The organism is Sinomonas soli (assembly GCF_054782415.1).
Window position 1 is genome coordinate 167,574 of the sequence record NZ_BAAGSN010000007.1, and the last position, 25,053, is coordinate 192,626.

21 protein-coding genes and 1 pseudogene are annotated in these 25,053 nt (G+C 68.0%); 9 read left to right on the plus strand and 13 right to left on the minus strand.

Going from position 1 to position 25,053, the window contains the following annotated elements; translation table 11 throughout:
* Nucleotides 1-83: 83 nt before the first annotated feature.
* Entirely contained in the window at nucleotides 84-281 is a 198-nt protein-coding gene (locus ACYVKZ_RS08455; protein WP_460991708.1) for a hypothetical protein, read from the minus strand.
* Nucleotides 282-298: 17 nt separating this feature from the next.
* A complete protein-coding gene (locus ACYVKZ_RS08460; RefSeq protein WP_460991709.1) occupies nucleotides 299-1,420 on the minus strand; it encodes an NAD(P)/FAD-dependent oxidoreductase in 1,122 nt (373 codons plus the stop codon).
* A gap of 301 nt (nucleotides 1,421-1,721) precedes the next feature.
* Between ACYVKZ_RS08460 and ACYVKZ_RS08465 the strand changes: the two genes are divergently transcribed.
* From ACYVKZ_RS08465 to ACYVKZ_RS08475, 3 genes are read left to right on the plus strand one after another with little or no spacing between them, the layout of a single operon-like run.
* Nucleotides 1,722-3,788 (plus strand): hydantoinase/oxoprolinase family protein, encoded by a 2,067-nt coding sequence (locus ACYVKZ_RS08465; RefSeq protein ID WP_460991710.1) that lies wholly within the window; start codon nucleotides 1,722-1,724, stop codon nucleotides 3,786-3,788.
* A complete protein-coding gene (locus tag ACYVKZ_RS08470; RefSeq protein WP_460991711.1) occupies nucleotides 3,781-5,463 on the plus strand; it encodes a hydantoinase B/oxoprolinase family protein in 1,683 nt (560 codons plus the stop codon). The genes ACYVKZ_RS08465 and ACYVKZ_RS08470 overlap by 8 nt, the downstream gene beginning before the upstream one ends.
* A gap of 32 nt (nucleotides 5,464-5,495) precedes the next feature.
* Entirely contained in the window at nucleotides 5,496-6,839 is a 1,344-nt protein-coding gene (locus ACYVKZ_RS08475; protein ID WP_460991712.1) for an MFS transporter, read from the plus strand.
* Between the two features lie 48 nt (nucleotides 6,840-6,887).
* Here the strand turns inward: ACYVKZ_RS08475 and ACYVKZ_RS08480 are convergent, their stop codons facing one another.
* From ACYVKZ_RS08480 to ACYVKZ_RS08515, 8 genes are all read right to left on the minus strand, one after another.
* Nucleotides 6,888-7,949, minus strand: a complete 1,062-nt coding sequence (locus ACYVKZ_RS08480; RefSeq protein ID WP_460991713.1) for a LacI family DNA-binding transcriptional regulator — start codon at nucleotides 7,947-7,949, stop codon at nucleotides 6,888-6,890.
* 237 nt (nucleotides 7,950-8,186) lie between these two features.
* Complete coding sequence (locus tag ACYVKZ_RS08485; RefSeq protein ID WP_460991714.1) at nucleotides 8,187-8,867, minus strand: N-acetylmannosamine-6-phosphate 2-epimerase; 681 nt, start codon at nucleotides 8,865-8,867, stop codon at nucleotides 8,187-8,189.
* A complete protein-coding gene (locus ACYVKZ_RS08490) occupies nucleotides 8,864-9,889 on the minus strand; it encodes an ROK family protein (protein ID WP_460991715.1) in 1,026 nt (341 codons plus the stop codon). The genes ACYVKZ_RS08485 and ACYVKZ_RS08490 overlap by 4 nt, the downstream gene beginning before the upstream one ends.
* A complete protein-coding gene (locus ACYVKZ_RS08495; protein ID WP_460991716.1) occupies nucleotides 9,886-11,235 on the minus strand; it encodes an FAD-binding oxidoreductase in 1,350 nt (449 codons plus the stop codon). Before ACYVKZ_RS08495 ends, ACYVKZ_RS08490 begins: the two co-directional genes overlap by 4 nt.
* 181 nt (nucleotides 11,236-11,416) lie before the next feature.
* Nucleotides 11,417-12,244: a carbohydrate ABC transporter permease gene (locus ACYVKZ_RS08500; protein WP_460991717.1), complete on the minus strand. Its 828-nt coding sequence runs from the start codon at nucleotides 12,242-12,244 to the stop codon at nucleotides 11,417-11,419.
* Nucleotides 12,241-13,179 carry a carbohydrate ABC transporter permease gene (locus ACYVKZ_RS08505; RefSeq protein ID WP_460991718.1) on the minus strand — a complete coding sequence of 313 codons (939 nt, stop codon included), beginning with the start codon at nucleotides 13,177-13,179 and terminating at the stop codon, nucleotides 12,241-12,243. Before ACYVKZ_RS08505 ends, ACYVKZ_RS08500 begins: the two co-directional genes overlap by 4 nt.
* 8 nt (nucleotides 13,180-13,187) lie before the next feature.
* Nucleotides 13,188-14,513 carry an ABC transporter substrate-binding protein gene (locus ACYVKZ_RS08510; RefSeq protein ID WP_460991719.1) on the minus strand — a complete coding sequence of 442 codons (1,326 nt, stop codon included), beginning with the start codon at nucleotides 14,511-14,513 and terminating at the stop codon, nucleotides 13,188-13,190.
* A gap of 18 nt (nucleotides 14,514-14,531) precedes the next feature.
* A complete protein-coding gene (locus ACYVKZ_RS08515) occupies nucleotides 14,532-15,467 on the minus strand; it encodes a dihydrodipicolinate synthase family protein (RefSeq protein WP_460991720.1) in 936 nt (311 codons plus the stop codon).
* A 232-nt stretch (nucleotides 15,468-15,699) separates the two neighbouring features.
* On the opposite strand from ACYVKZ_RS08515, the gene ACYVKZ_RS08520 reads away from it, so the two are divergent.
* Together ACYVKZ_RS08520 and nagB are read left to right on the plus strand one after the other, a co-directional pair.
* Nucleotides 15,700-16,461, plus strand: a complete 762-nt coding sequence (locus ACYVKZ_RS08520; RefSeq protein ID WP_460991721.1) for a GntR family transcriptional regulator — start codon at nucleotides 15,700-15,702, stop codon at nucleotides 16,459-16,461.
* A 42-nt stretch (nucleotides 16,462-16,503) separates the two neighbouring features.
* Nucleotides 16,504-17,283 carry a glucosamine-6-phosphate deaminase gene (gene nagB, locus ACYVKZ_RS08525; protein WP_460991722.1) on the plus strand — a complete coding sequence of 260 codons (780 nt, stop codon included), beginning with the start codon at nucleotides 16,504-16,506 and terminating at the stop codon, nucleotides 17,281-17,283.
* Nucleotides 17,284-17,354: 71 nt separating this feature from the next.
* Here nagB and ACYVKZ_RS08530 read toward each other — a convergent pair whose 3' ends face one another.
* From ACYVKZ_RS08530 to ACYVKZ_RS08540, 3 genes are all read right to left on the minus strand, one after another.
* Nucleotides 17,355-17,933, minus strand: coding sequence for a recombinase family protein (locus tag ACYVKZ_RS08530; RefSeq protein ID WP_460991723.1), 579 nt, complete (start codon nucleotides 17,931-17,933; stop codon nucleotides 17,355-17,357).
* A 120-nt stretch (nucleotides 17,934-18,053) separates the two neighbouring features.
* Complete coding sequence (locus tag ACYVKZ_RS08535) at nucleotides 18,054-18,902, minus strand: urea carboxylase-associated family protein (RefSeq protein WP_460991724.1); 849 nt, start codon at nucleotides 18,900-18,902, stop codon at nucleotides 18,054-18,056.
* The gene (locus ACYVKZ_RS08540) at nucleotides 18,899-19,606 is read right to left on the minus strand and encodes a GntR family transcriptional regulator (protein WP_460991725.1); all 708 of its coding nucleotides are present in this window, start codon (nucleotides 19,604-19,606) and stop codon (nucleotides 18,899-18,901) included. The genes ACYVKZ_RS08535 and ACYVKZ_RS08540 overlap by 4 nt, the downstream gene beginning before the upstream one ends.
* A gap of 173 nt (nucleotides 19,607-19,779) precedes the next feature.
* On the opposite strand from ACYVKZ_RS08540, the gene ACYVKZ_RS08545 reads away from it, so the two are divergent.
* From ACYVKZ_RS08545 to ACYVKZ_RS08560, 4 genes and pseudogenes are all read left to right on the plus strand, one after another.
* Nucleotides 19,780-22,194, plus strand: coding sequence for an ABC transporter permease subunit (locus ACYVKZ_RS08545; RefSeq protein WP_460991726.1), 2,415 nt, complete (start codon nucleotides 19,780-19,782; stop codon nucleotides 22,192-22,194).
* Between the two features lie 200 nt (nucleotides 22,195-22,394).
* Nucleotides 22,395-23,204, plus strand: a pseudogene (locus tag ACYVKZ_RS08550) (amidase).
* Nucleotides 23,205-23,206: 2 nt separating this feature from the next.
* On the plus strand, nucleotides 23,207-23,812 hold the full coding sequence (locus ACYVKZ_RS08555; protein WP_460991727.1) for an amidase family protein: 606 nt from the start codon (nucleotides 23,207-23,209) through the stop codon (nucleotides 23,810-23,812).
* Between the two features lie 315 nt (nucleotides 23,813-24,127).
* A complete protein-coding gene (locus ACYVKZ_RS08560; protein ID WP_460991728.1) occupies nucleotides 24,128-24,937 on the plus strand; it encodes a DUF3800 domain-containing protein in 810 nt (269 codons plus the stop codon).
* The last annotated feature ends 116 nt before the right edge of the window (nucleotides 24,938-25,053 follow it).

The following is a 25,053-nucleotide window of genomic DNA, read 5'->3' on the forward strand; positions in this document are numbered from 1 at the left end:
AAACTGGTTGCTAGCCCCACGAGCTCATGCTGGAGGACTCGGGCATCGCGTCCCCGCCTAACAGCTGCCGCTCGAACCGCCCCTCATCGTGGGGGAATCGGTGGGCGCTCTGAGAGCACGAACCTCCACTGCCCGGGCAGGCCCGCGATGGCGGGCATGAGGCTTCCCTCGAGGATGAAGCGCAGCGCCGTATCGTCGTCCTCCTGCGCCCACCAGCCGCTCTGGAGGCAGTGCTGGCCGGTCCTGAGGACCATGCACCGCGTGGGCAGACGCCTCTCCATGGCACGCGTCCCCCGGCTCAGGCGAAGCGGTCGGGGCTGAAGGGGTACAGGAGGGGATGCGGCCTGCCGGAGAGGATCTCGCTGGCCAGGAGCTCGCCGGCGACGAGGCCTAGCGTGGCCCCCGAGTGGGAGAACGCCACGAAGCAGCCGGGTAGGCGGGAGGCCTGGCCGAAGACGGGCTCACCGTCGCCTGGAATGGGCTTGTATCCGATTCGCCAGGACGCAGGCTTCACCTCTGGATGTCCCGCGAGGACCCGCGAGGCCTCGGCGGCCAGAGTCTGGACGACTTCTTCGTCCACCCCGAATGTGCCGTCGCCGTAGTCGACGAGCTGGTCCTCGTACCAGTCGTGGTCCAGGACCAGGGTGCCGCCGGGATTCGGGCGGACGGCCACGCGTGGGGTGTTCAGAACGCTCTTGAGTCCGTGCTCGACGGGTTTCGTCTCGACGAGCATCGCCAGCGGCGAGCGGGTGGGAACGTCGACCCCGAGGCGGGCAAGCACCCGCGGGGTCGCGGCCCCGCAGGCGACCACGACGGCGTCGGCGCCGATGCGCCTCCCGGTTTCGGTGACGACGCCGACCGTGCGGCCGTTCTCGAACCAGACCCCCGCCTCGCCTGCGTGGAGGACGAGCTCTCCGCCTAGCCGATGGAAGTCCTCCATCAGGAACTCCACCAGGTGGGGCAGGCTCACCCATCCTTCGCCCGGATTGAAGATGGCGGCCTCGGGGATGGCCTCCGGATCCACACCCGGCACGTGCTGGGCCACCTGGGCCGGCGAAAAGAGGAGGGAATGGTAGCCGCGGTCCTGCTCGGCGGCGTGCCGCTTCTCGGTCGCTGCCAGCCCACCTGCGGCCTTCCAGTGCAGGCCCCCGGAAAACTGGAGCCACTCCCGGCCCGGGTCCGCAGCGTAGAGAGTCCGGTAGCGGTCCATTCCTACGTCGCGGAGCCGGTGGTATGCCGCCGAGCGCTCCCCTGCAGAGTTGAGCCATGAGAGCGACCTTCCCGTCGCCTCGCTGAAGAGTCCGGCTTCAGTGGCGAGGACGACGGCGGCCCCACCCCGGAGAAGGTGGACGGCGGTCGAAACGCCCAGGACCCCGCCGCCGAGGACGACGATGCGGGGGGACGCAGAGGCGGAAGTCATGTTTCTTCACTTTCCGGTTCGAGGACGCTGCGGAAAAGCCCAAAGATGCAGGGAACGTTCCCAATGTGATTCGCAGCATACGGACAGGTCCACGACTGGGTCAAGAGGGCGAACACGCCAATGGGAAGGATCCCAAATTCCCCATTGACGTGGCCCGCGCCACATCCCTACAGTGGAGCCACGCAATCTTGGGAACGTTCCCCAAGAGCCGATTCCCTCACCCGCAGCATCATGGCCGGCTTTCCCGGCAGAGGTTCATCAGCGCGGGAAAGCTGACGGGAACACCACAGACAGGAAGAGCATGACCCTCAGAATCGGAGTAGACACCGGCGGTACTTTCACGGACCTCTGTGCCTTCGACGAGGCCACCGGACAGGTCCACGTCCGCAAGGTGTCCTCGACCCCAGATGACCCGGGACGGGCCATCGTCATGGGCATCACCGAGCTCCTCGAGCAGATGGGCGGCCGCTCCATCAGCGAGGTCTCCTACCTCGCGCACGGCACGACGGTGGGAACGAACGCGCTCCTCACCGGGCGTGGAGTCCGCACTGGCCTGATCACTACCAAGGGCTTCCGAGACCTGCTCGAGCTCGGTCGCGGACGTCGACCGCACCTCTACGACCTCCAGGCGGACAAGCCCGAGCCGCTCGTCCCGCGCGGCCTGCGGCTCGAGGTGACGGAGCGCGTGCGCCACGACGGGCGCATCGAGACCCCGCTCGACCACGACGAGGTGCGTTCTGCGGTGCGCGAGCTCAAGGCCGAGAAGGTCGAGTCGATCGCCGTCTGCCTCCTCTACAGCTACCTCCGTCCCGACCACGAGCGGCAGATCGGCGAGATCATCGCAGAGGAGTTCCCGGAGGCGTACGTCTCGCTCTCGAGCGACGTCATGCCCGAGTTCCGCGAGTTCGAGCGCCTCTCGACCGTGGTCACGAATGCGTACATCGGGCCCGTCGTGGCCAACTACCTCAGCCGGCTCCGCCGGCGCCTCGCCGAGAACGGGCTCACGTGCACCCCTCACGTGACCCAGTCCAACGGCGGCATCATCCCGTTCCCGGCAGCGGAGCGCATGCCCGTCCGGCTCGTCCTCTCCGGCCCCAGCACCGGCGTCGTCGGCGCCGCCGCCATCACGAGCGCAGCAGGCAGTCCCGACATCATCACCTTCGACATGGGCGGAACCTCGTCCGACGTCTCACTTGTCCAGGACGGCGAACCGAAGGTCACCGCGGGCATGGAACTCGACGGCCGGCCCATCCGCTCCCCCATGCTGGACATCCACACGGTCGGCGCCGGCGGCGGGTCCGTCGCCTGGATCGACAGCGGCAACCACCTGAAGGTCGGACCCGCCAGTGCCGGCGCCTTCCCCGGCCCTGCGTGCTACGGAAACGGCCAGGATCCCACAGTGACCGACGCCAACGTCGTGCTGCAGGTCCTCAACCCCGAGTACCTCCTCGATGGGCAGCTCAAGATCGATGCACACGCATCGCATCGGTCCATCAAGGCCATCGCCGACCCGCTCGGACTCACCGTCCCCGAGGCCGCGCAGGGCATCATCCGCGTGGTCACGGCCAACATGGCGCGCGCCATCCGGGTCATCTCGGTCCAACGCGGCTACGACCCGCGCGACTACGTCCTCGTCCCGTTCGGCGGCGCAGGCCCCCTGCACGCTTCCCGTCTCGCGATCGAGCTCGGCATCACCAGGATCGTCGTCCCCGAGACGCCGGGCGCCCAGTCGGCCCTCGGCCTGCTGATGACCGACATCCGCAGCGACTTCATGAGGACGCAGATCACCCGCGTCACAGCCCACTCGGCAGAGGACCTCTCGAAGGTCTTCACAGAACTCACCGACCACGCCGAGGCCTGGTTCGACGAGGAAGGCATCGAGCCGGAACGACGGAGCATCCAGCGCCGCCTCGAGATGCGCTACGCGGGCCAGAACTACGAGCTTCCCGTCGACCTCCCCGAGGGTCCCATCACGCGTGAGTCCCTCACGGCGCTCGTGGAGGGGTTCCAACACGCCCACGACCGGATGTACGGCTACAGCGCGCGGGATGAGGTTGTCGAAGCGGTGACCTTCCGCGTCCAGGCCATCGCCGACGTCCCGCGGGCCGCGATCTCGCGGGCTGCCGCCCAGGGCCGCAAGGTGGAGGACGCCGTCGTGGGAACGCGCGATGTCTACCTGGCAGAGGAAGGCGACTACGTCCCCTGCCCGGTGTACGACCGTCGGCTCCTCGACGTCGGCCATCACATCGTTGGCCCGGCCGTCATCGAGCAGATGGACACGACCACCCTCCTGCTTCCCTCCGACGTCTGCGCCGTGGACGACATGCGCAACCTCGTCATCGACATCCGAAGGACTCCCAATGAATAAGCCCCAGCCCGCGAAGGCCGCGCTCGACGGCGTGCTCGTCGAGGTCATCGGCTCCGCCCTGGCGACGATCGTCGAGGAGATGGGCGAGACCCTCGTGCGCGCCGCCTACTCCACCAACATCAAGGAGCGCCGCGACTGCACGGCCTCGCTCTTCGACGCGAAAGGCCAGGGCATCGCGCAGGACGAGGGCGGCTCGCCGCTCCACCTCGGCTCCCTCATGGGCATCGTGGACGGGATCCTCAGCCGCTACCCGCTCGGCGAGATCAGCGAGGGCGACACCTTCATCGGGAACGACCCCTTCAGCGGCGGCGGCTCGCACCTGCCGGACATCGTGCTCGCGACGCCGATCTTCATCGACGGCGAAATCACCGCCTGGGCAGCCAACCTCGCCCACCACGCCGACTTTGGGGACCGGGCCCACGCACACATCTTCCAGGAGGGCCTCCGCATCCCGCCAGTGCGGCTCATCCGCCAGGGCGTCCTTCAGGAGGAGATGCTCAACCTCATCCTCCTCAACTGCCAGGTCCCCCACGAGCGGCAGGCAGACCTCCGCGCCCAGCAGGCCGCGAACCGGCTCGCCGTCCAGCGGTACAAGGACCTGTGCGAGCGCTACGGCCGCAACGTCATGGTCCAGGCCGCGGACGAACTCCTCGACTACACCGAGCGCCGCACCCGCGCCGCGATCGCCGCCATGCCCGATGGCGAGTACTCCTTCCACGACAGGTTCGACTGCCCCGAGCTGGACGGCGAACTCGACCTTCAGGTCCGGATCAAGGTCGACGGCGAGACGGTCGCCTTCGACTTCGCCGGGAACCCGCCGCAGGTGCGGGCCAGTGTGAACGTGGTCTGGACAGCGCTCTATGCCTCGGTCTACTACTCGCTCAAGAGCCTCATCGATGCCGACATCGTCCCCAATGCCGGCCTCTACCGGCCCGTGACGATCGAGGCTCCGACGGGCTCAATCGTCAACTGCCAAGAGCCTGCAGCGGTCAACGGGCGCAGCGAGACCTGCCAGCGCATCGTGGACCTCATCCACGGCGCCCTCGCAACGGCGGTTCCCGCCCGGGTCACGGCGGCGAGCAACGGCGCGAACACCGGCGTCCACTTCTCCGGCCGCAACTCGCGGACCGGCCGCGAGTTCGTCTACCTCGAGACCATCGGCGGCGGCTGCGGGGCGAGGGCAACCAAGGACGGGATGGACGGTGTGCAGGTCCACATGACCAACACCTCGAACCTCCCGGTCGAGAGCCTCGAGGCCGAATACCCCCTCGTCATCGAAGCCTACGAGCTCATCCAGGACTCCGGCGGCGGCGGCCAGCACCGCGGCGGCCTCGGCATCCGGCGTGCCGTGCGGGTCGAAGACCCCGATATCCACTTCTGGCTCGACACGAGCCGCCAGAAGTCCCGGCCCTGGGGGCTCGACGGCGGCCTCGCCGGCGAAAGCGCCCGGGCAGTCCTCAGCGACGGTGCCCGGCCCATCGAACACGGCTACACCGTGCTCCAGACCGGCGACCGGGTGGCCATCGAGACCGCAGGCGCCGGCGCCTACGGCTCGCCGGAACTCCGGCCCACGGACGAGGTCGCCCGCGACCTCGCCGAAGGGAAAATCTCCGAGGACTTCGCCCGCACGGTCTACCCCAAGCAGTACGCACAGCTCTCCCTCCCGCTCGCCTGATCCACTGACGCCTCCATCCCCTAGGAAGAGACATGTCCAACACTCCCCACGGCCCGGCTGCTCCCGTGCCGCCCGCGGTCCGCCGCCGGATCTTCATGTCAACGATGCTCGGCAACGTCGTCGAGTACTACGACTTCACCCTGTACGGCACACTCGCTGCGATCATCTCCACCCAGTTCTTCCCCTCCGGAGACTCGACCGCCGCCCTCCTCGCGGTGTACATCGGCGTAGTCCTCTCCTACGCCATCCGCCCCATAGGCGGCCTCATCCTCGGCCCCCTCGGAGACCTGAAGGGACGGAAATTCGTCCTCATCCTGACAATCGCCCTGATGAGCATCGGCACAGCAGCCATCGGCGTCCTCCCCCCGTACGCGGCCATCGGGTTCGCGGCACCGGCAATCCTCCTGCTCTCCCGCCTCATCCAGGGCGTCGGCGCAAGCGTCGAGTACACCACCGCTGCGAACTTCCTCTTCGAGCACGAGCAGGGACGCCGCCCCAACTTCGTCGCCGGCGTCCTCAACTCGACCTGCTCGGTCGGCTCGTTCCTCGCCGCGGGCCTCGCCTACCTCATGAGTGTGGCGATGCCGGGACACGCCTTCGCCGACTGGGGCTGGCGCATTCCCTTCCTGCTCTCGATCCCTATCGCGCTCATCGGCGTCTACATGCGCAACCACGTCACGGAAACGCCAGAATTCCAGGAGATCCTCCGGGAGGCCGAGGAGGAGAAGGTCAAGCAGACACCGCTGCGCACGGCCCTGCGCTACCACTGGGCGGACATGCTCAAGGCCATCGGCCTCGGCGCAGGCCAGCGCATCGGGTCCTACACCATCCAGGCCTACTTTGTGACGGCACTCATCACCGCCGGCTTCCCCGCGTCCCAGGCGCTGCTCGCCTCAATGCTCACCTACGTCGTCGGGCCCATCACCAGCGTGTGGGGAGGCCAGCTCGCGGACCGGTTCGGCGCCCGGCCTGTGCTGCTCACCGGATACGGCCTGTTCGCAGTCCTGACGGTCCCGACGTTCTTCGCCATCGGCGAGAAGTCCATCGTCCTGGCCACCGCGGCCGTGGTCGTCTTCACCCTCATCAACAACCTCGTCGCGGCGCCCCTCAGCGTCGCCTACGTGCTGAGCTTCCCGCCAGAGGTACGTGCCACGGCTTCGGCCCTGAACTTCAACATCGGCACCTCGCTCGTCGGCTCGACCGCCGGCCTCGTGGCCGTCTGGCTCTTCTCGGTCACCCGCTCCAACGTCTCGTTCGGCTGGTACATGACGGCAGCGTGCCTCGTCTCGATCCTCGTGACCGTCTTCGCCCTCCCCAGGGCGCTCGAACACCGCGAGGCTGCACGGGGCACCGCTGCCCCCGCCGTGGTGAAGTGACAAGTCCCTAGCCGGGGGGTCGGAGAGAACGCGCTCTCCGACCCCCGGCTATGCGGTGAGAGCGCCCACCCGCGGGCGCGCGGTCGAGTCCCGCACGATCAGACGCCCCAGGAGCGTCCTGTGCCGGCGGCGCTCAGCAGGATTGACCATCGAGACGATGAGCTCTCTCATGGCCGTCCTGCCGAGCTGGTAGCTCGGCTGTTCGACGACGGTCAACCGCGGGCGCACCAGAGTCGCCCAGTCCTGGTCGTCAAAACCGATGAGGGAAACCTGTCCCGGGCAGTCGATGCGGAGATCCTGGAGGGCAGCGAAGGCGCCCGCACTCAGCTCGCTGTCCGTGCAGTACACGGCGGTCACCTGAGGCTGGGATTCGAGGAGGCCGCGGACAGCGGCACTCGCCGACGCGCGTGCGTACGCGCTCGAGGCGACCAGCGCCGGGTCGTAGCGGATCCCCGCGCTCCGAAGGGCCGTCGCGTAGCCCACGAGGCGGGCCTGTGCCGGCCGCAGCGCGGACGCCAGACCGTGGTCGAGCTGCTCGGGCAGCGCAGGTGAGGCCTCCGTGACGATGCCGATATCCCGATGCCCGAGATCGATCAGGTGATTGACCGCCAGGGCTGAGGCACCGACATGGTCGACAGCCACGTAGGAGGCCGCGGCCACCCGCGGGGCCGGGCGGTCCAGGAGCGTCACGGCAATGCCCTTGGCTTCGAGCGACTCGAGGTGCTCGGTGTCCTCGGTCGAGACCGGCGCGATGATGACGCCATCGACCTTCTTTCCCGCCAGCACAGAGACCGCGCGCCGTTCGAGTCCAAGATCCCCGTCCGTACTGCTGAGGAGCACGTCATAGTCGCCCTCGCGCGCCGCGGTCGAGATTCCCCTCACGGCGTTTGCGAAGAACGGATTGCTGATGTCCGGGACGACTACGCCGACGCTCATCGTCCGCCCCGTGATCATGCTCCGGGCGAGTGCGTTGGCCTGGTACCCGAGCTCATCCGCCGCCACCTGCACAGCGCGCCGCGTCTTCTCGCTCACCGAGCCGTAGTCAGCAAGGGCCCGCGCTGCGGTCGACTTGGAGACGCCTGCCCGCCGGGCGACATCGATGATCGTCACAGACTGAGATGGGACGCGAGCCACGGCAAGGACCTCCCTCAAGCTGTGCGAATGGGACCGTTACCAATCGTCCGTCCACTCTAACCCAACGGCCTTTCCCGAGCTTGTCCGCCACCGAATGCGCCGTCGGCCTATCTGTGACCGCGGCCACCGAAGGCAATCGGCCGAGAAGGGGCCTCAATGTCAGGTGGAGATCTTCAGCTCCCTCTCCAGGAGCCGGGCGAGGTGGATCCAATCTCAGAGTGCGTTTCGGAACCAGGAGGTGATGGTGGCGGGGTGGGTGATCGCGGTACCTACGACGACGGCGAACGCGCCGGCATCGAGTGCGGACCGTGCCTGCGCGGGGGCGTGAATCCGTCCTTCCGCGATGACGGGGCAGCCCAGTCCTGCATCGGCGATGGCCTCGACCAGCCCCAGATCAGGGCCGTCGGTTCTTGCCCGTTCTCCGGTGTAGCCGGCGAGGGTGGTTCCGAGCAGGTCGGCTCCGGCTTCGGCTGCCTGTTGCGCGTCCGCGAGGGAGCCGCAGTCGGCCATGACGAGGGCATGGCTTTCGGAGTGGATGAGGGCGATCGTCTCCGCAAGCGTCAGCCCGTCGGGCCGCGGGCGCCGCGTACCGTCGACGGCCACGATGTGGGCGCCGGCTGCTGCGATGGCGAGGGCGTGCCGGGCTGTGGGTGTGATGTAGACGCCCTGGGTGCCGTCCTTCCACAGCCCGATGACGGGGACATCCACGGCGGCACGGGTGAACTGGACGTCGGCCAGGCCTTGGACGCGCACGGCCGCCGCTCCCCCGCGGACGACGGACGCCGCGATCTGTCCGGTGGTGCGGGGGTCCCTAAGGGGTTCCCCGGGGTAGGCCTGGCACGAGACGATCAGCTCGCCTCGGAGGGCTTCGAGGGCTCCGGCAGAGAGGATCACAGGCACACCTGCTCGGGGAGCGGCTGGACGGTGAGCGCTAGGCGGGCCGCCCCTAGGATGGCCGCAGAGGCGCCCAGGCCCGCTGGCCGCACGGGCATGTGGCGCAGTGGCGGTAGGACTTCTGTGTGGAACGCTCTCTCCATCGCCTCCCACCAGAGGGGGCCGCCTTCGGCGAGGCCGCCGGTGACGATGACGGCTTCGGGATCGAGCAGGTTGGCTATGCCTCCGAGCGCCTGACCAGCCGCGGCAGCTGCCAGTTCCAGCGCCTTGGCCGCCGGGCGGTCACCTGTGTGGGCAAGACGGGCCACGGCCCGCGCATCTGTGGCCGTAGTTCCGCCGAGCCTGAGGTATGCCTGGTAGAGCCCGGGCCCGGAGGCGATGGCCTCGAGGTGTCCCGCACCGCCGCACACGCACGGCAGCGGCGTTCTGGCCTGGTAGGCGAATGGGGAGGCGATGTGCCCGGCGTGCCCGGCAACCCAGCGGTGGCCCAGGAGGGGGCGCCCGTCGAGGGTGAAGCTGGCGCCAACCCCGGTTCCGAAGGCCAGCAGCAGCGAGGATGAGGTCCCGGCGCCCGCCCCCCGCCAGGCTTCTCCAACGGCGTGTGCGTGCACGTCGTTGACAGCTGTCGTCGGCAGCCCGGTCCCCTCGGCGGCTTCGGCTGCGAGGCGGGTGCCGGCCCAGTCGGTGATTGCCTCGGTGGAGGAGCGGACCACCCCTGCTTCCGCGTCGATGACCCCCGCCGCGCCTACTCCGAGCGCGGTCGGCGAGATCCCCTCGGCCTCGGCGCGGTCCAGGAGCCGGCGGACCAGGGCCACCATGGTGCGGACCACGGCCGACGCGCCTTCCCGGGATGGTGTCGGGACAGCGCCGCCGAAGAGCAGCTCCCCCTCGGCTGAGACGAGCCCAGCGGCCGTCTTCGTCCCGCCGAGGTCCACTCCGATGGCATGGGTCTCGGCCCCAAGCCTTGCTGCTCCTCCGGCTTCCCGGACAACGGGCCCCTGGGCGCCTGGGGAAGGGCTCATCTTGCACTGCCCTTCGCCGGAGCCGTTCGCGGGGTCGAGGAACGGCGGACTGGTGCTGCCCGGAGGGAGGCCTCAGGGTCGTCGAGGACTTCGGGCAGCGCCTTGCCGGGGTTGAGGATCCCGTGGGGGTCGAGGAGCCCTCTGATCCTCTTCTGGAGGTGGATGACTTCCTGCCGCTGCTCCCACGGCAGCCAGCGCAGTTTCCGCAGCCCGATGCCATGCTCGCCGGTGATGGTGCCTCCGAATTGAAGGGCAGTTCGCACGGCATCGTCGAGGGCGGCCTCGAGCCGCGCCCCTGCCGCGCGCCGGACTGGGGGTGCCTGGCCGTTTCCGCGGTGGGCAACGAAGGTCGGATGGAGGTTGCCGTCCCCCGCATGGGCCACCACCCGCACGGCGATGCCGTGACGGGCGGCAATCCCCTCCAGTGCCTTGGCGTACTCAACCAGCTGGGATCGTGGGACTGCCATGTCTGCGCCCACTGACTGCTCCGTGGACCTGTCCGCGCCCCTGGTGTGCCGCCGCAGCTCGACCAGGTCATCCCCCGACGGGCGGGTCGGGGGATCCACGTCAGCCCCGATGGCGTCTAGGGCCAGGGCCGCGGCCTGGGCTTCGGCCTCGGCGCCGTGCCCGTCGGTCTGGATCAGGAGTAGGGCGCCGCCCTCCCTGGCCAGAGTCGACCCGAAGTCGTCATCGAGCATCGACAGGGACGCGTGGTCGATCAGCTCGACAATGGCGGGCTGGACCCTGGCCCGGCCGAGGGCGCAGACGCCTTCGAATGCGGAGGCCAGATCGGGGAAGAAGGCGGTGACGGTGCGGTGCTCGAGCGGGCGCGGGCGCAGGCGCAGCGTCGCCCCTACGACGATTCCCAGAGTTCCCTCGGAGCCGACGAACAGCCCGGTCAGGTCGTACCCTGCAACGCCCTTGATGGTGCGCCTGCCGACCGACAGGAGGGTCCCGTCGGCCAGGACGACCTCGAGGCCGAGCACCGAGTCCCTGGTCACACCGTACTTGGCGCAGCGGAGCCCGCCGGCGTTGGTCGCGATGTTCCCTCCGATGGTCGAGGTCCGGTAGCTGGCGGGGTCTGGGGCATACATGAGTCCCTGGGCGGCTGCGGCCTCGTCGAGGGAAGCGGTGATGACTCCGGGCTCGACGACGGCAACCTGATCGTCCGCGTTGACTTCGATGATCCTGTCCATGCGCTCGAAGGAGAGCACGAGGCCATCCTCGACGGCGTTTGCTCCCCCTGCGACCCCGGTTCCCGCTCCCCGAGGAACGACCGGGACCCGGGCGGCGTGGGCTGCCCGCATGATCTGCTGGACATCGGCGACCGTCTCTGGGAAGAGCACGGCGGAAGGGAGTTCGGCTCTGTCGGCTTCTTTGGCATCCGTCGAATAGTGCCGGAGCACCTCGGGGGCCGTGGAGGCTGCCAGACGCGGGACTGTTCCTTTGAGGACGCGGAGCACGCTGGCTGCGTCCCCAGAGGGCGGCAGGGGCTGGGACGTTCTGTGGTCTGGGACGGGTACGGGGCTATTCCTTGACGGCACCGGCTGCGATTCCCTTGACGAAGTGCTTCTGGGCGAAGACGGCGATCAGGAGTGGGGGGATCACCGAGAGCGTGGCTGCTGCTGCGAGGTCTCCCCACTGGATTCCCGCGCTGGTGACGAAGTTCGCTGCGCCGACGGTCAGGGGGGTGGCGCGCTGGCTGGTGAGCACGAGGCCGAAGATGTAGTCAGACCACGAGAAGACGAAGGTAAGCAGGGCTGCGGAGGCCAGTGCGGGCCTGATCAGGGGCAGCATGACCGACCTGAGGGTCCTGAGGTCGGTGCAGCCGTCGAGGACAGCGGCGTCCTCGATCGAGGCGGGGATGTCGGCGAACGCCGAGGAGTAGATCAGCATGGCGACGGGCAGGTTCACCACGGCGTTGGCGATGATGAGGGCGGTCAGGGAGTCGAGCAGTCCGAGGGCGCCGAACATCAGGTAGAAGGGGACCATCAGGAAGATCGCCGGGACGATGCGCAGCGACATCACGGCCGAGAGGACCCTGCCGCCTCCCACCCCCAGTCTGGCGATGCCGTAGGCGGCCGGCACCCCGACGACGGTGACGAGGGCCACCGCACCCAGGGCGATGGTGAGGCTGTTGACAAAGAAGCCGACGAAGTCGAAGTCCGACCGGGCGAAGATGCTCGCGTAGTGGTCGAGGGTGAACGAGCTTGGCCAGCGCAGCGGGTTCTGGGCGAGGTCTGCGGTCGACTTGATGCTCGTCCACACCGAGGTGAGGAAGGGGATGTTCAGGACCAGCACCGCGGCCAGGGCGAGGGCGGTCCACGCGGGGCGAAGCGGGCTCCGGCGGTTCATTTCGGGGCTCCTGCCCGGGCCGGGACGAGGGTCCGGGTGACGACGGGGGTGACGGCCAGGAGGGCGATGAGGAACATCAGGCCGGTGGCCGCGGCCTGCCCGAAGTTCCCGCCGGTGAAGGCGAGCTGGTAGACGTAGACGTTGATGTTGGTCGTCTGGGTTCCCGGGCCGCCTCCGGTGAGCACGTAGATGGTGTCGAACGTCTTCAGCCCGTCGATGAGCCGGAGGAAGACCGCGATGGCGAGGGTGGGGACCATGATGGGTGCGGTCACGAGCCGCAGGGTCTTCCAGTACCCGGCTCCGTCGACGGTCGCGGCCTCGTAGAGCTCCTGGGGGACCCCCTGCAGCCCTGCGTACACCAGGAGCATCACCATCGGGGACCAGTGCAGGGCGTCGACCGCGACGAGCGTCGGGATGACGGTGTGGGCTCCGAGCAGGTTCTCGCTGATCCCCAGCGCCCGGATGAGTGCGGCGAGGGGTCCTGCGTCGCTGTTCAGGCTCAACCTCCACAGCGTGGCCATGAAGGAGGGGGCGATCATGATCGGGAACAGGGCGCAGGTGAACAGGACCTTCCGGCCGGGGAAGTTCCGCTCGAACATCAGTGCCAGCGCGGTGCCGAGGACGATTTCCGCCACGAGGGCGCTGAGTGTGAAGACCAGGGTGAATGAGACAGCCGACCAGAACTGGGGGTCGCCGAGCACCGCGGTGAAGTTCTCGAGACCTACCAGACCGCGCTGGTCCGAGGTGAGCGTGTAGGACTGGAAGGCGGTGACGACGCCGATGCACAGCGGGACGGCGACCGCCCCGGCGAGGAGCACGGCCAGTGGCGCCAGGAACAGGTAGCGTCCAAGGCGGCCGGGCCTGGCCCTGTGGGGCCTCCTCGCCGGGGCAGGGGTGCGCTCCCTTGCCTCGGTCTTGGCGGTGAGCGTTGCCATCGGCTGTGTCACTTGCCCTTGAGGACCTTCGCCTGGAGGCCTGCCAGGGCGGTCTTCGGGTCGGCAGTCCCGTTCCATGCTCCGGAGAGGCTCGCGGCGATGTCGGTGGCGACGGTGTAGGCGTCCAGGCCGTTCACGCCCGGCTCGGTGACGGTGTTGTCCTGCAGGAAGCCCTTCATCTGGGCCAGCTGCGGCCGCTTCGCCCCGCTGTCCAGGAATGAGGGGGCCGGTGGCATGCCGCCGTGCTCGCCGTAGGTCTGGAGCGCCTTCGCGGTAAGCAGGTACGCTGCGAACTTCTGGGCGGCGTCCTGATGCTGGCTGTACTTGTTCACGCCCAAGCCCTGCAGGTGCATGTGGCCCTTGTGGGAGCCGGGGATCGGGGCGAAGGTCACCTTGCCCCCGGTGACGGGGGATTTGGCGGTGTCGTTGAGGGCATCCATCGACGAATACCATTCCATGGCGAAGGCGGCGTTGCCGCCGCTGAGGGCAGCGTCGACTTCCACGGCGTCCCCTTGGCTGGAGTTGGGGGATGCCACGCCGAGCTTGACCGCGTTCGCGTAGAGCTCGGTGGCAGAGAGGGCTTGGGGGGTGTCGAAGGCGGGCTGGCCGGAAGAGTCGGCCCAGGCGCCCCCGCTGGAGTAGAGGACTCCTGACCATTCCAGTCCCGCGAATGCGCTGTTCTTCCCGGGCAGGATCGTCCCGTACTGGGTCGGGGAGGCCGGGTTGTACTTCTTCGTGAAGTAGGCCGCGGTGGCGAGGTAGTCGTCCCATGACCACTGGGCCGGGTCCTTCGGGGAGAGCTCCTTGCCGAGGACCTGCTGGCTGATCTGAGCGAACTTTGCCTTCTGGGCGGGGTCGTCCATCAGCTGCTTCATCAGGTCGTTCCGGTAGATGGTCCCGACCATGGAGGCATCCAGCGGCACGGCGTACAGCTTCCCGTCGGAAGAGAAGCCGTTGGCCGCGGAGGCAACGACGGCTGAGGTGTCAGGGTTGTCGATCGGGGCCAGGGAGGGCTTGTGCTGGTCCAGGAGGTAGCTCGCCTCGTAGTACATGTCGAACTTGGAGGACTTGGAGCTCATCTCCACCAGCTCCTTGTTGAACATGTCGGCGCGGGCGATCGTGACGAGGTTGACGCTGACGTGGTCCGTCTTGCCCTGGCCGTTGTTGTAGGCGTCCGCGACGGCCTTCATGCCGTCCAGCTCTGGCCCGGGCCAGTAGGCGACGTTGATCTGGGTACCGTTCTGGCTCTGCGTGGCCCCGCCGGCTGCGCCGCAGGCGGAGAGCACGAGGGCGGCCGCCGCTGCGGCGCCGATGGCTGCAAGTGTTCTGCGCATGATTCCTGCTTCAGCTGCTCACGCGAGCCCGACGGCGGCAAAGGCCTTGTCCGCCGCCTCCGACTCGCTGGTGTCAAGGGGGAGGACAGGGTTCCGGCCCTGGCCCAGGGGCGAGCCCGCCCTTCCGGCCAGGTGCTTCAGGAGCGCCAGGACCTTCGGCTCGCCCCCGGCCGCACCGAGCGCCATCGCCAGGTCCAGGTACGGAGTCAGGCGGTCCCTGATCGCCTTCGCCGCGGCGAACTCGCCGGCGGAGCGCGCCTCCCACATCTCCACAGCGAGGCCGGGAGCGAAGTTCGCCGTGCTGGAGATGAAGCCCTCGGTCCCGATCAACGCCGCCATCGGCTCGAGGAACTCCCCGTGCCCGTTCACCACGGTGAGGTTGTGGCCGACCAGCCGAGCCGTCTGCTCCATCTTGACGAAGTTGGGCGAGCACTCCTTGATGGCCACGACGTTCGGCAGCTCGCTGACTTCAAGGAGCACATCGACGGGAATGTCGAAATGCGTGACCTCGGTGTTGTTGTAGAGCATGATGCCCAGGTCAGTGGACTCGGACAGCGCTTGGTAGAAGTCGCGCACCACATCGGCACGCGGAGCGTAGTAGTAGGGCGAGACTGCCATGACTCCAGCCGCCCCGGCCTCCTGCGCCCTCTGCGCCATCGCGGTCACCTCGCGCAGGTTGCTGTGGTTCACCCCCGCGATCACGGGCAGCTCGCCGCCGACCTCCTCGAGCGCCGCGTCCCAGACGCGGGCGCGCTCCTCCGACGAGAGTGAGCCGCACTCCCCCGTCGACCCCGTCACGACCACGACCGCGTTGTCCTTGGTGATCCCGTGGTCGACGAAGAACCTCAGGTGGCGGCGCATGGCACCGTAATCCACGTCTCCATGAGCGTCGAAAGGGGTAGAGGCGATGGCTGTGATGCCCTTGAACTGTTCCCGAAGCGCGCTCGGCTCCATGATGGCTCCTGTCCAGATTTTTCCCGCCGCATCCTGGGCCTTCTTGACCGGGCGGCTTGCAGCCAACGGTAGTGAGGCAGATCGCACTGGTCTAGATGCGTTATCTAAACGTTATATCTGGTACACCTTCCTCTTTCGGGGCGTATCCACATTTCCCGGCGGGTAACGTATCGTGGGAGCCCAAGACGTCTAGACCAACTGCTTGCCTACCGAGCGAATGTGAGCGAAAGCGATGTCCCTCCTCCCAGAAGTGGAACCCCCCGGGACCGACGGCGCGGCCGAAACAGGCCGACGCCTGCCCAAGCACGCCCGCATCAGGGCTCAGCTCGAGCACGAGATCCTCCACAACTACCGCGAGCGGGACCCTCTCCCCTCAGAGCGGGAACTCATGGACCGATTCGGCGTGAGTCGGATGACCCTAAGGCAGGCGATGAACAGCTTGGAAGCCGACGGCCTCATCTACAGGGTGCAGGGCGCGGGAACCTTCGTTTCGGGCAGGACGGCGATCCGCAAGAGGCCCAAGGTGAGCACCTTCGGGGATGAGATGCGCGAGCGGGGGCACAGTCCCTCTTCCGAGACCATCGTGAAAGAGCTTGCCCAGGCAGATAGCCTCCTGGCTGGAGATCTCGGCCTCCCCCCGGAGGCCCAGATCTTCCGCCTCCGTCGCCTCCGGCTGGCGGACGGCTCCCCCATCGCCATCGAAGACGCCTGCTTCGACCATGCACGGGTCTTCGGCATCATCCACGAGGACCTGCGCGGTTCCCTCCACGCCACGCTCCGCGACCAATATGGCATCAAGGTCACCTCCGCCCAGCAGACGGTCTCTGCCATCCGGCTCACTGAAGCAGACGCCCGCCTTCTGGGAGAGGAAACCGGTGCTCCTGGGCTCATGGTCTGCAGCGTCGGATGTGATGAGTCTGGCAAGCCGGTCGAGAAGATCACCACCATCTACCGCTCCGACAGCTACTCGTACACCATCGATGTCAACGGTTGACGGCCCGCAGCCCACGGCATGCGGATGCGAGGGGCCTGGGCTGTGGAGGTAGTCATCCTTCCCGATGCGGACGCAGTGGCCCTGACGGCAGCCGACATCGTCCAGAGCAGGAGCGAAGACGGACCCGCGGTCCTCGGCTTGGCCACCGGCGCAAGCCCTCTCGGCACCTACCGGGAGCTGATCCGGCGTCACCGCCAGGAGGGGCTGTCGTTCGCCTCTGCCCGAGCCTTCACCCTTGATGAGTACCTGGGGCTACCGCCCAACCATCCGCAGTCCTACCGGTCGGTGATCCGACGCGAATTCACCGACAGCGTGGACTTCACCGACGGCGCAGTTCACAGTCTCGACGGCCTGGCCGAGGACCCGGGGAAGGAGGCGTCCCGCTACGAGGCCCAGATCGCGGCGGCGGGAGGGATCGACATGCAGCTCCTGGGCATCGGCACCGACGGGCACATCGGCTTCAACGAGCCCATGTCCTCCTTGAGCTCGCGCACCCGTATCAAGACCCTCACAGAGCAGACTCGCCGGGACAACGCCCGCTTCTTCCCCACCCTCGAGCAGGTGCCCCGGCACGTCCTCACACAAGGCCTCGCCACCATCCGCGACGCCCGGCACCTCCTGCTCATCGGGCTCGGCGCCGCCAAGGCCGAAGCCCTCGCCGCCGCCGTGGAAGGCCCCCTCACAGGATCCTGCCCCGCCTCGGCCCTCCAGCTCCACCCCCACACAACCGTGCTCGCAGACGCAGCTGCAGCCTCGCGCCTGCGGCACACCGAGTACTACCAGTACACCCACGCCCACAAGCCGACCTGGCAGCCCTACTGACAGCTCCCGCCAATCTGCCAAAGCAGCCTTCACCTTGCCCGGCCACCGCGGCATTCACCGGGGGCCCGTGATCACGCGTCCTCAGTGGCCACGTCGGCCTTCTGTTCGGCGAGGACCCTGAGGATCGTGCCCGGGGCTACCGAGAGGGCTTCGGCGATTCCGCGCAAGGTCGCGCCCTCGTTGCGCATCTTGCGTGCCTGCGCTGACTTCTCGGGAGTCATCACAGTAGGGCGCCCGGGACGGCGGCCTTGTGCGCGGGCTGCGGCCCGCCCCTCGCGAGTCCGTTCATTCAGCCGAGAGCGCTCGTAGGCGCCGATGCACGCGAAGACATCCTGGATGAGCGGCCCGTGGGCGGAGCCAGTGTCGAGCCAAGGCTCCGCGAGCGATCTGAAGACGACCCCCCGGGCTCGGAGCTCGCCCACGATGCCGGCGAGGTCGGCCACGCCGCGTCCGATCCGGGCCAGGTCGGTGACGATGAGGGTGCTCCCGCCCTGCAGCTGTTCGAGGCACGCCTGCCAGCCCGAGCGGTCCCGGCCCGTGCTGTGGTCTTCGAAGACCTTCAGGGCCCCGGCGGCCCGTAGGGCGTCCACTTGCGCGTCGAGGTCAAGGCCCGCGCCGCCGAGGCGGGCGTAGCCGATGATCGCTGCCACGGGTGCCGCCCTCCTTGGCGATCGGGGCTCACAGCTTCACGGCGCCCCAAGACCAGATGGCGGGACAGGAGACCCTTTCTCGCCATCTGAGTCTTGGGGCCGTTCGCGCAGGTCAGGGGGTCAGGCCCAGGGCTTCTCCTTGAGCGCGTGGCCGCCTGCGTACTCGGGGAGGGTGGGCGGCGCCCATTCGGCGAGGAGGGCGTCGTCGACCTTGTGGACCTCGATGCCGATGGGGCGGCAGACTTCGATGGGGTCGTGGGCGCCCTCGCCCCACATGGGCACGGACAGGTCGCCGCCGGGGCAGGTGGAGAGGGCCATGAGGAGGTCCTGCTCGGCGAAGAGCTCGAAGTAGTCGCCGACTTGGGCGGGGCAGGCCTTCATGAAGTACTTGTCCTGCTCGTTCAGGCCGGTGCACTGGAAGACGTTGAGGACGTCGTGGACGTCGAACTCAGTGAGGCCGAACGGCCTTACGGCGCGGACGAGGTTGGAGTGGCAGTGGTAGTCGAAGTCCTCGCCGGTGAGCATTCGGTTCACGTAGGGGTCGCAGCGGGTGCCGAGGGTGTCGTGGACGCGGCCGCCCTCGGAGTCCACGCCGTAGTCCTCGAGGGTGTCGGCGGTGATGGTGGCCAGCGGGCGCAGGTACGGCAGGTTCGACCAGAGGCGGTCGAAGGTCGTCACGTGGGCTGCCTGGAGCTGGCGGGTGCGCGCTGCCCAGAACCGCTCACGCGGGTTGTTGAAGTTCCACACGTTGAGGTCGCCCACCTGCGGGCCCTCGACGGTGAGGATGCGGCACACGTGCCCGGCTGGGACCTTCCAGGCCTTTCCGGAGCGGATCGGGATCTGGAAGGAGTCGACGAGGGTTCGGGACGCGGTCTCGCGCCCGATGGCCCCGTAGAAGTCCCTGTCGACCTCCAGGGCGGGGCCCTTGTAGGCGGCGTCAGTCAGCGACGCGACGGTGTCGTTGCTCATGCTGTCCTCTCGTAGCGTTCGGCGAGGGCGCGGCGCCTCTCGGCCGCGCGGATCCCATCGATGATCTGGGTTTCGGAGTCTGTCAGGTAGGCCTCGAGTGCCTGTGCCGCCTCCTCGCGGGCGCCGGAGAGCACGAGGTCGGCGATCGTCCGGTCCCGGCCGACCCATTGGACCTGGAAGGTGCTCTCGTCCGGGATGACCGCGAATGCCAGGCGCAGCTGGGCGGCGGTGGTGCTGAAGAACCGGCTGAGCCGCTCTGAGCCCGCCAGGGCGACGATGGCCCGGTGGAACTCGAGGCTCGCGGTGCCGACCTTGGACCAGTCGCCGGCCTGGACAGCCCTCTGGGCCAGCTCCGCGGCGGCGTCGACGGCCTCGAGAGCATCGTCGGCGGCGGAGGCGCTGTGCAGCACGGCGCCGGTCTCCATGATCCGGCGCGAGGCGTAGATGTCCCGGATGTCCGCGGCACTGAGCGTCCGGACCGAGTAGCCGGCGTTGCGCACCGACGTCAAGAGCCCCTCGGCCTCCAGCAGCCGGAGAGCCTCCCGGACCGTGTTGCGCGAGACGCCGTACTCGTCCACGACGGCGGGCTCCACGAGCCGGGTACCCGGCAGGAGCGATCCCTCGGTGATCTTCTGCCGCAGGGACACCTGCACAGCCTCCGCCGCCGACAGGGCGGGAGAGGCCGGGCTCGGGGACGTCGTCATGCCACGACTGTACCCGATCGTTGAACGATGTACGCATAACCGAAAAAGAGGACTCGCGCCGGACGGCCGAGTGAGCCGCAATGTCCCTGAAATTAAGCGGAAAGGATGAATTTCCAACTGAGATTGTTCGACAACCCTTGACTGAATCGTTGAACGATCGCTAGGTTCGCCGTATGACTTGGACCTCATTCAGGCGCGCAGCACGGCCGCTGGCCGCCGCTGTGCTCGGGCTCGCGGCTGCGCTCGGCCCGATCTCGGCCGCCGATGCCGCCCAGCCTTCCCCGGACTCGGGGCCGCTCAAGGTGGGCTCGGACCTCACCTATCCCCCGTACGCCTTCATGCAGGGCGGGAAGCCCTCGGGCTTCGACCCCGAGTTCATGACGGCCCTCTCCGCCAAGCTCGGGCGCACGCCGGAATTCGTCGACACCCGGTTCGAGCAGCTCATCACGAACCTGCGCTCGGGCCACTTCGACGTCGTCGCCTCCGCCCTCTACATCACGGCCGAGCGGGGCAAGCTCGTGGACTACGTCCCGTACTTCACCACCGGCAACTCGATCGTCACCCGCGCTGACGCCGCCCCGGCCCCCGACGCCGCGGCCCTGTGCGGGCACAGCGTGGCCGTGATCAAGGGCGGCGACGTCGCCAACAAGCTGCGCGGCGAGGCGAGCTCCCAGTGCTCCGCCGCTGGCAAGGGCGCCATCGACGTCCGAGACTTCACCGCCGACTCCGAGGGCACCCAGGCCCTGCTCGCAGGCCAGGTCGACGCCCAGGTCACCGACGCCGCCGTGGCGAAGACCGCCGTCGACAGCGCCGGCGGCAAGCTCGCGATCACGAGCAAGTCCTTCCTCTACCCGGTCCCGGTGGGCCTGGCCGTCGCCAAGGACAACCCGGCACTCGCCCAGCAGCTGCGCGACGGGATCGCCGCCATGCAGGCCGACGGCACCTACCAGCAGCTCCTGGCCAAGTACAACCTCGGCCCCGCGGACAAGGCCCAGGTCGCCTCCATCCTCGGCACCACCGACGACGGCAAGCAGAGCACCCAGGCATCCAGCGAGTTCGCCTTCGACTGGGGCTACTTCTTCAGCCTCTTCGCCGACAAGGACTTCTGGTCCGCCGCCCTGACCGTCGTGGCGCTCTCGGCCCTCGCCTGGGGCATCTCCACCGTGCTCGGCATGCTCGTGGCCCTCGGCCGGCAGTCCCGCCAGGCCTGGCTGCACAAGGTCCTCGGCGCCTACGTCTGGTTCTTCCGCTCCCTGCCGCTGCTGGTCCTGCTCATCTTCGTCTACAACGCCCCGCAGGTCATCCCCGAGCTCCGTGCAGTGGTCGGCTCCCCGTTCATGGCCGGGCTCATCGCCATGGTCCTGTCCGAGACCGCCTACATCTCCGAGATCCACCGCGGCGGCCTCTCCTCCGTCGCCGGCGGCCAGGGCGAGGCCGGCAGGGCGCTCGGCATCCCGTGGAGCGGGGTGCAGCGGAACATCGTCATCCCCCAGGCGTTCCGTGTCGCGCTGCCCTCGCTCGGGAACGAGCTCGTGACCATCATCAAGCTCACCTCCCTCGTCTCTGCCATCTCCCTGACCGAGATCCTGCTCGTGGGCCAGCGCCTCTACACCCAGAACTTCAAGGTCCTCGAGACCCTCCTCGCCGTCGGTATCTTCTACGTCCTCCTCGTCACCGTCTTCGACCAGGGCCTGAAGTTCCTCGAGCGCTACCTCGACGTCAATCGCCGCGGCAACCGTGCCAAGCTCGCGGCCTCGGCAGCCAAGGCAGACGAGCTCCCCGCCCCCGCCCAGCGTCCACGCACCCCCCACGAGGGCGAGGTCGTCCTGCAGGCCGTGGGAGAGCGGAAGTCCTACGGCGAGACCGAGGTGCTCAAAGGCGTGGACCTCTCCGTCCACCGCGGCGAGGTCGTCGCCGTCATCGGCCCCTCCGGCTCGGGCAAGACCACCATGATCCGCACCCTCAACGCCATGGAATCCATCAGCGGCGGCGACGTGCTCTACCGCGGCAAGCCCGTCGGGTACATCCGGGACGCCAGCGGGGCCGCCCGGCCGGCCCCGGACAAGGCCCTGGCCAAGACCCGCGAGAACATCGGCATGGTCTTCCAGCAGTTCAACCTGTTCCCCCACAAGACCGTCCTCGAGAACGTCACCTTCGCACCCACCCACCTGAAGAAGGCCACCCCCACAGAGGCCAAGGCCAACGCGACAGAGCTCCTCCACAAGGTCGGCATGGCCGCCCACGCCGACAAGTACCCCCACCAGCTCTCCGGCGGCCAGCAGCAGCGCGTCGCCATCGCCCGCGCCCTCGCGATGAACCCCGACGTGGTCCTCTTCGACGAGCCCACCTCGGCCCTCGACCCCGAGCTCGTCAACGAAGTCCTCCAGGTCATGACCGAGCTCGCCGCCGAAGGCCTGACCATGGTCGTGGTGACCCACGAGATGCGCTTCGCCCGCGAGGTCGCCGACTGGGTCGTCTTCATGGACCAGGGCGTCGTCGTCGAAGAAGGCCCCGCCGATCAGGTCTTCGACCAGCCCCAGCACGAACGCACCCGACGCTTCCTCGGACGCGTCATGGCCACTAACTGAAACCAAGAAGAAGGGAGGAGGGGCAGCGCCAAGAGTGCTGCCCCCTCCGCCCCGTTTACCAAGCCTCCTTCGCGATGGCACGGCCTGAAGACAGCACCCACTTTGCCGCCCATCAGGCGAGGCGCCCAACCGCACCCAGCGCGCACTCCCGCTAGCCTCTGACCCAGAAGCTCCACCAGACAATCCGAAGGACCGGCACCATGCCATTGGGCGAACCTGGCGTCCATAAGGACTATCTCAACCGCCCCTTCGCCGGTGCCTCGATTCGCGCCCTGGCCGGTCGGCTGCGCGAGGGAACTGCCACTTCCCCTGATCTCGCCGAGGCCGCACTGGCGGCTGCCGAATCGACAGGCGCCGCGCTCGGCGCCTTCGTGACCGGGGTCAGACAGGGCGCCCTGGCCGCCGCAGCAGCCGCCCAGCGAGAGCTGGCCGACGGGGAGGACCGGGGCCCCCTGCACGGGATCCCGGTCGCCGTCAAGGACGTCATCGCCACGGCGGGACTCAGGACCACCATGGGATCGCCGCACTTCGAGGCGCACGTGCCGGGGGCCGACGCCGAGGTCGTCGCGCACCTGCGGCACCTCGGCGCCATCATCATCGGCAAGACGACCACCCACCAGTTCGCGTAAGGGCCGACGGGAGACAGGGGCCTCGGCGGCCCGGCGCGCAATCCGCACGATCCCCGGAAGATCGCCGGCGGCTCCTCGGCCGGTTCGGCAGCCGCAGTCGCCGCCGGCATCGTCCCGGTTGCCCTGGGGACCGACACTGGAGGTTCCATCCGCATACCTGCGGCCCTGTGCGGCCTCCACGGCCTCCGCCCCACCACGGGCAGGCTGAGCACCCGCGGTGTTTTCCCCGTCGCCCCGACCCTCGACACCGTCGGGCCCATCGCCCAGTCCGCCGACAACCTCCGCACGGCATGGGACGCGATCGCATCCCCGACGCTGCCTCCACTCCCGCGGGCCCCGGCCCACGCCCCATCAGACGCGGATCGCCTTACCCCCGCATAGCCGTGGTCAGGAACGGCCTCACCGACCGGGCGGTGCCCTCACAGCGCGAGGCGGCCGACCACACTGCAGAGCTGCTGCGCGATGCGGGCTTCGACATCACCGCCGCGGAGATCCCGGAACTCGAGGCGCTCGGGGACCTGTACCCCCTCATCCAAGGTCCCGAGCTGTCTGCCATCCAACACCGGCGGATGGTGCAAGCGGCCGACCTCTTCGACCCCGAGATCCTCGAACGCCTCCAGAAGGCCTCACGCATCGAGGGCTGGCGCTACTTGGTGGCTCTCGAGCGCCGCCGCTCCCTCACCCACGATCTGGAGAAACGAGTCGGGCACACCGATGTCCTCCTGCTCCCCACCGTGCCGATCGAGGCACCGTGGCTGGACCAGCGCGAAGCGCCCGACCTCGGCGCCGGGTGGGAGAACGTCATCGGAACGCTGACGGCCTTCACCGCGCCCTTCAGCGTGCTGGGCTGGCCCGCCATGACCGTCCCGATCATCCAGAGGGGATCGCTGCCGCAGTCCGTCCAGCTCGCCGCGCGCCCCGGCCGAGAAGACCTGCTCCTGCTGATCGCCCAGTCCCTGGAGAGATCGGCCAGTGAGGCAGACCTCTAAACGCAGCTCTGGGCCATCCCCTTCGGCCGCGAACCACTCGCGAACAGACGCAGGATCCTCTCCTCCACGGTCGTCCTCCTCCATCCGCGCCCGGCCCCACCGGACATCTGGCCCACACGCGGGGCAGTCGAGACATGTGCGATCACCCCTCAGCCACCGAACGACGGGGAGGGCGAGCTCAACCTCACTGAGCGCGGACGCTATGGCGTTCGCCTTCCGCGTCCCCCGTGGTACTCTCATCTCGGACGCGCTGGTACACCGACGCTCCAATTCCGAGGCCCACGCATTGCGTGGGCCTTCGTGTTTCAATAGAGCGTGCATATCGCTTACCTCGATGAGTTTGGCCACATCGGGCCGTACGTGTCAAAGAGTGACCGAAAGTACGGCACTCATCCGGTATTTGGCTTCGCAGGAATCGTCCTTCCGGCCGATCGCGTGCGCGAGTTTGGATCATTCTTTTTCAATCTGAAGAATAACCTCTTGCAGTGGGAACTCAACCAATCCGGCGTGCACCCTAATCGCTGGGAAAAGAAGGGCAGCGCCCTACTCACCACCAAGAATATTGGCACCTATCCCCAAGTGCGTTCGGCGATGAACCGCATATTTAATAAGCTTGAAAGTTTGGATGGGCGCGTATTCTTTTACGGGCAGCTTAAGCCAAAGGGCGGCCCGGAAATTATCACGGAAACCAGCAGAAGCCGCTACGACAATGCGATGATTCAGACGATGATTCGAGCCAGCGACAGCCTCGATCGCGCGGAGTCACTCATGATCATCTTGGATGAAGTTGACGATAAATCCAGACTTGAGGCGCTCGCATCAGCAGGCGGATTCATATTTTCAGATCCCCGGGGCAAGAGAATCATAGAGCCACCACTCCAGGTAGAAAGTCACCTGTACCAGATAGTTCAGGCTGCGGACTGGATTTGCGCCCTTCTTGGACGGCTCAGCGCATACTGGTTCGATCCCGAGTGGAACGAGTTCGAATGGGCACACAAGTACTTCACCGAGCGCCTTGCAATTGTGACCATGCGGAAGAGCAAGCTGCGGAATTGTGATGATGAAATGGGAAGCGTAACCTTCGGGACTCTCCGGGGCGCTGTGCAATTCCCGCCGATTGGCTGATGCCTCTCGAACTCGGTCGCGCATCCTTTGCACATCCCTGGCCTTTTTGCGCATCTCCATATCCCCGTTACCGGTGGACCCTGCAGCGAGGTCCCGCAAGGCTGCTCGTCGTCCTG

Excerpts from the sequence above, each read along its gene's own strand:
- ACYVKZ_RS08455 (WP_460991708.1), bottom strand. The coding sequence starts at position 281 with ATGGAGAGGCGTCTGCCCACGCGGTGCATGGTCCTCAGGACCGGCCAG.
- ACYVKZ_RS08460 (WP_460991709.1), bottom strand. The coding sequence starts at position 1,420 with ATGACTTCCGCCTCTGCGTCCCCCCGCATCGTCGTCCTCGGCGGCGGG.
- ACYVKZ_RS08465 (WP_460991710.1), top strand. The coding sequence starts at position 1,722 with ATGACCCTCAGAATCGGAGTAGACACCGGCGGTACTTTCACGGACCTC.
- ACYVKZ_RS08470 (WP_460991711.1), top strand. The coding sequence starts at position 3,781 with ATGAATAAGCCCCAGCCCGCGAAGGCCGCGCTCGACGGCGTGCTCGTC.
- ACYVKZ_RS08475 (WP_460991712.1), top strand. The coding sequence starts at position 5,496 with ATGTCCAACACTCCCCACGGCCCGGCTGCTCCCGTGCCGCCCGCGGTC.
- ACYVKZ_RS08490 (WP_460991715.1), bottom strand. The coding sequence starts at position 9,889 with ATGAGCCCTTCCCCAGGCGCCCAGGGGCCCGTTGTCCGGGAAGCCGGA.
- ACYVKZ_RS08500 (WP_460991717.1), bottom strand. The coding sequence starts at position 12,244 with ATGAACCGCCGGAGCCCGCTTCGCCCCGCGTGGACCGCCCTCGCCCTG.
- ACYVKZ_RS08505 (WP_460991718.1), bottom strand. The coding sequence starts at position 13,179 with ATGGCAACGCTCACCGCCAAGACCGAGGCAAGGGAGCGCACCCCTGCC.
- ACYVKZ_RS08510 (WP_460991719.1), bottom strand. The coding sequence starts at position 14,513 with ATGCGCAGAACACTTGCAGCCATCGGCGCCGCAGCGGCGGCCGCCCTC.
- ACYVKZ_RS08515 (WP_460991720.1), bottom strand. The coding sequence starts at position 15,467 with ATGGAGCCGAGCGCGCTTCGGGAACAGTTCAAGGGCATCACAGCCATC.
- ACYVKZ_RS08520 (WP_460991721.1), top strand. The coding sequence starts at position 15,700 with ATGTCCCTCCTCCCAGAAGTGGAACCCCCCGGGACCGACGGCGCGGCC.
- ACYVKZ_RS08535 (WP_460991724.1), bottom strand. The coding sequence starts at position 18,902 with ATGAGCAACGACACCGTCGCGTCGCTGACTGACGCCGCCTACAAGGGC.
- ACYVKZ_RS08540 (WP_460991725.1), bottom strand. The coding sequence starts at position 19,606 with ATGACGACGTCCCCGAGCCCGGCCTCTCCCGCCCTGTCGGCGGCGGAG.
- ACYVKZ_RS08545 (WP_460991726.1), top strand. The coding sequence starts at position 19,780 with ATGACTTGGACCTCATTCAGGCGCGCAGCACGGCCGCTGGCCGCCGCT.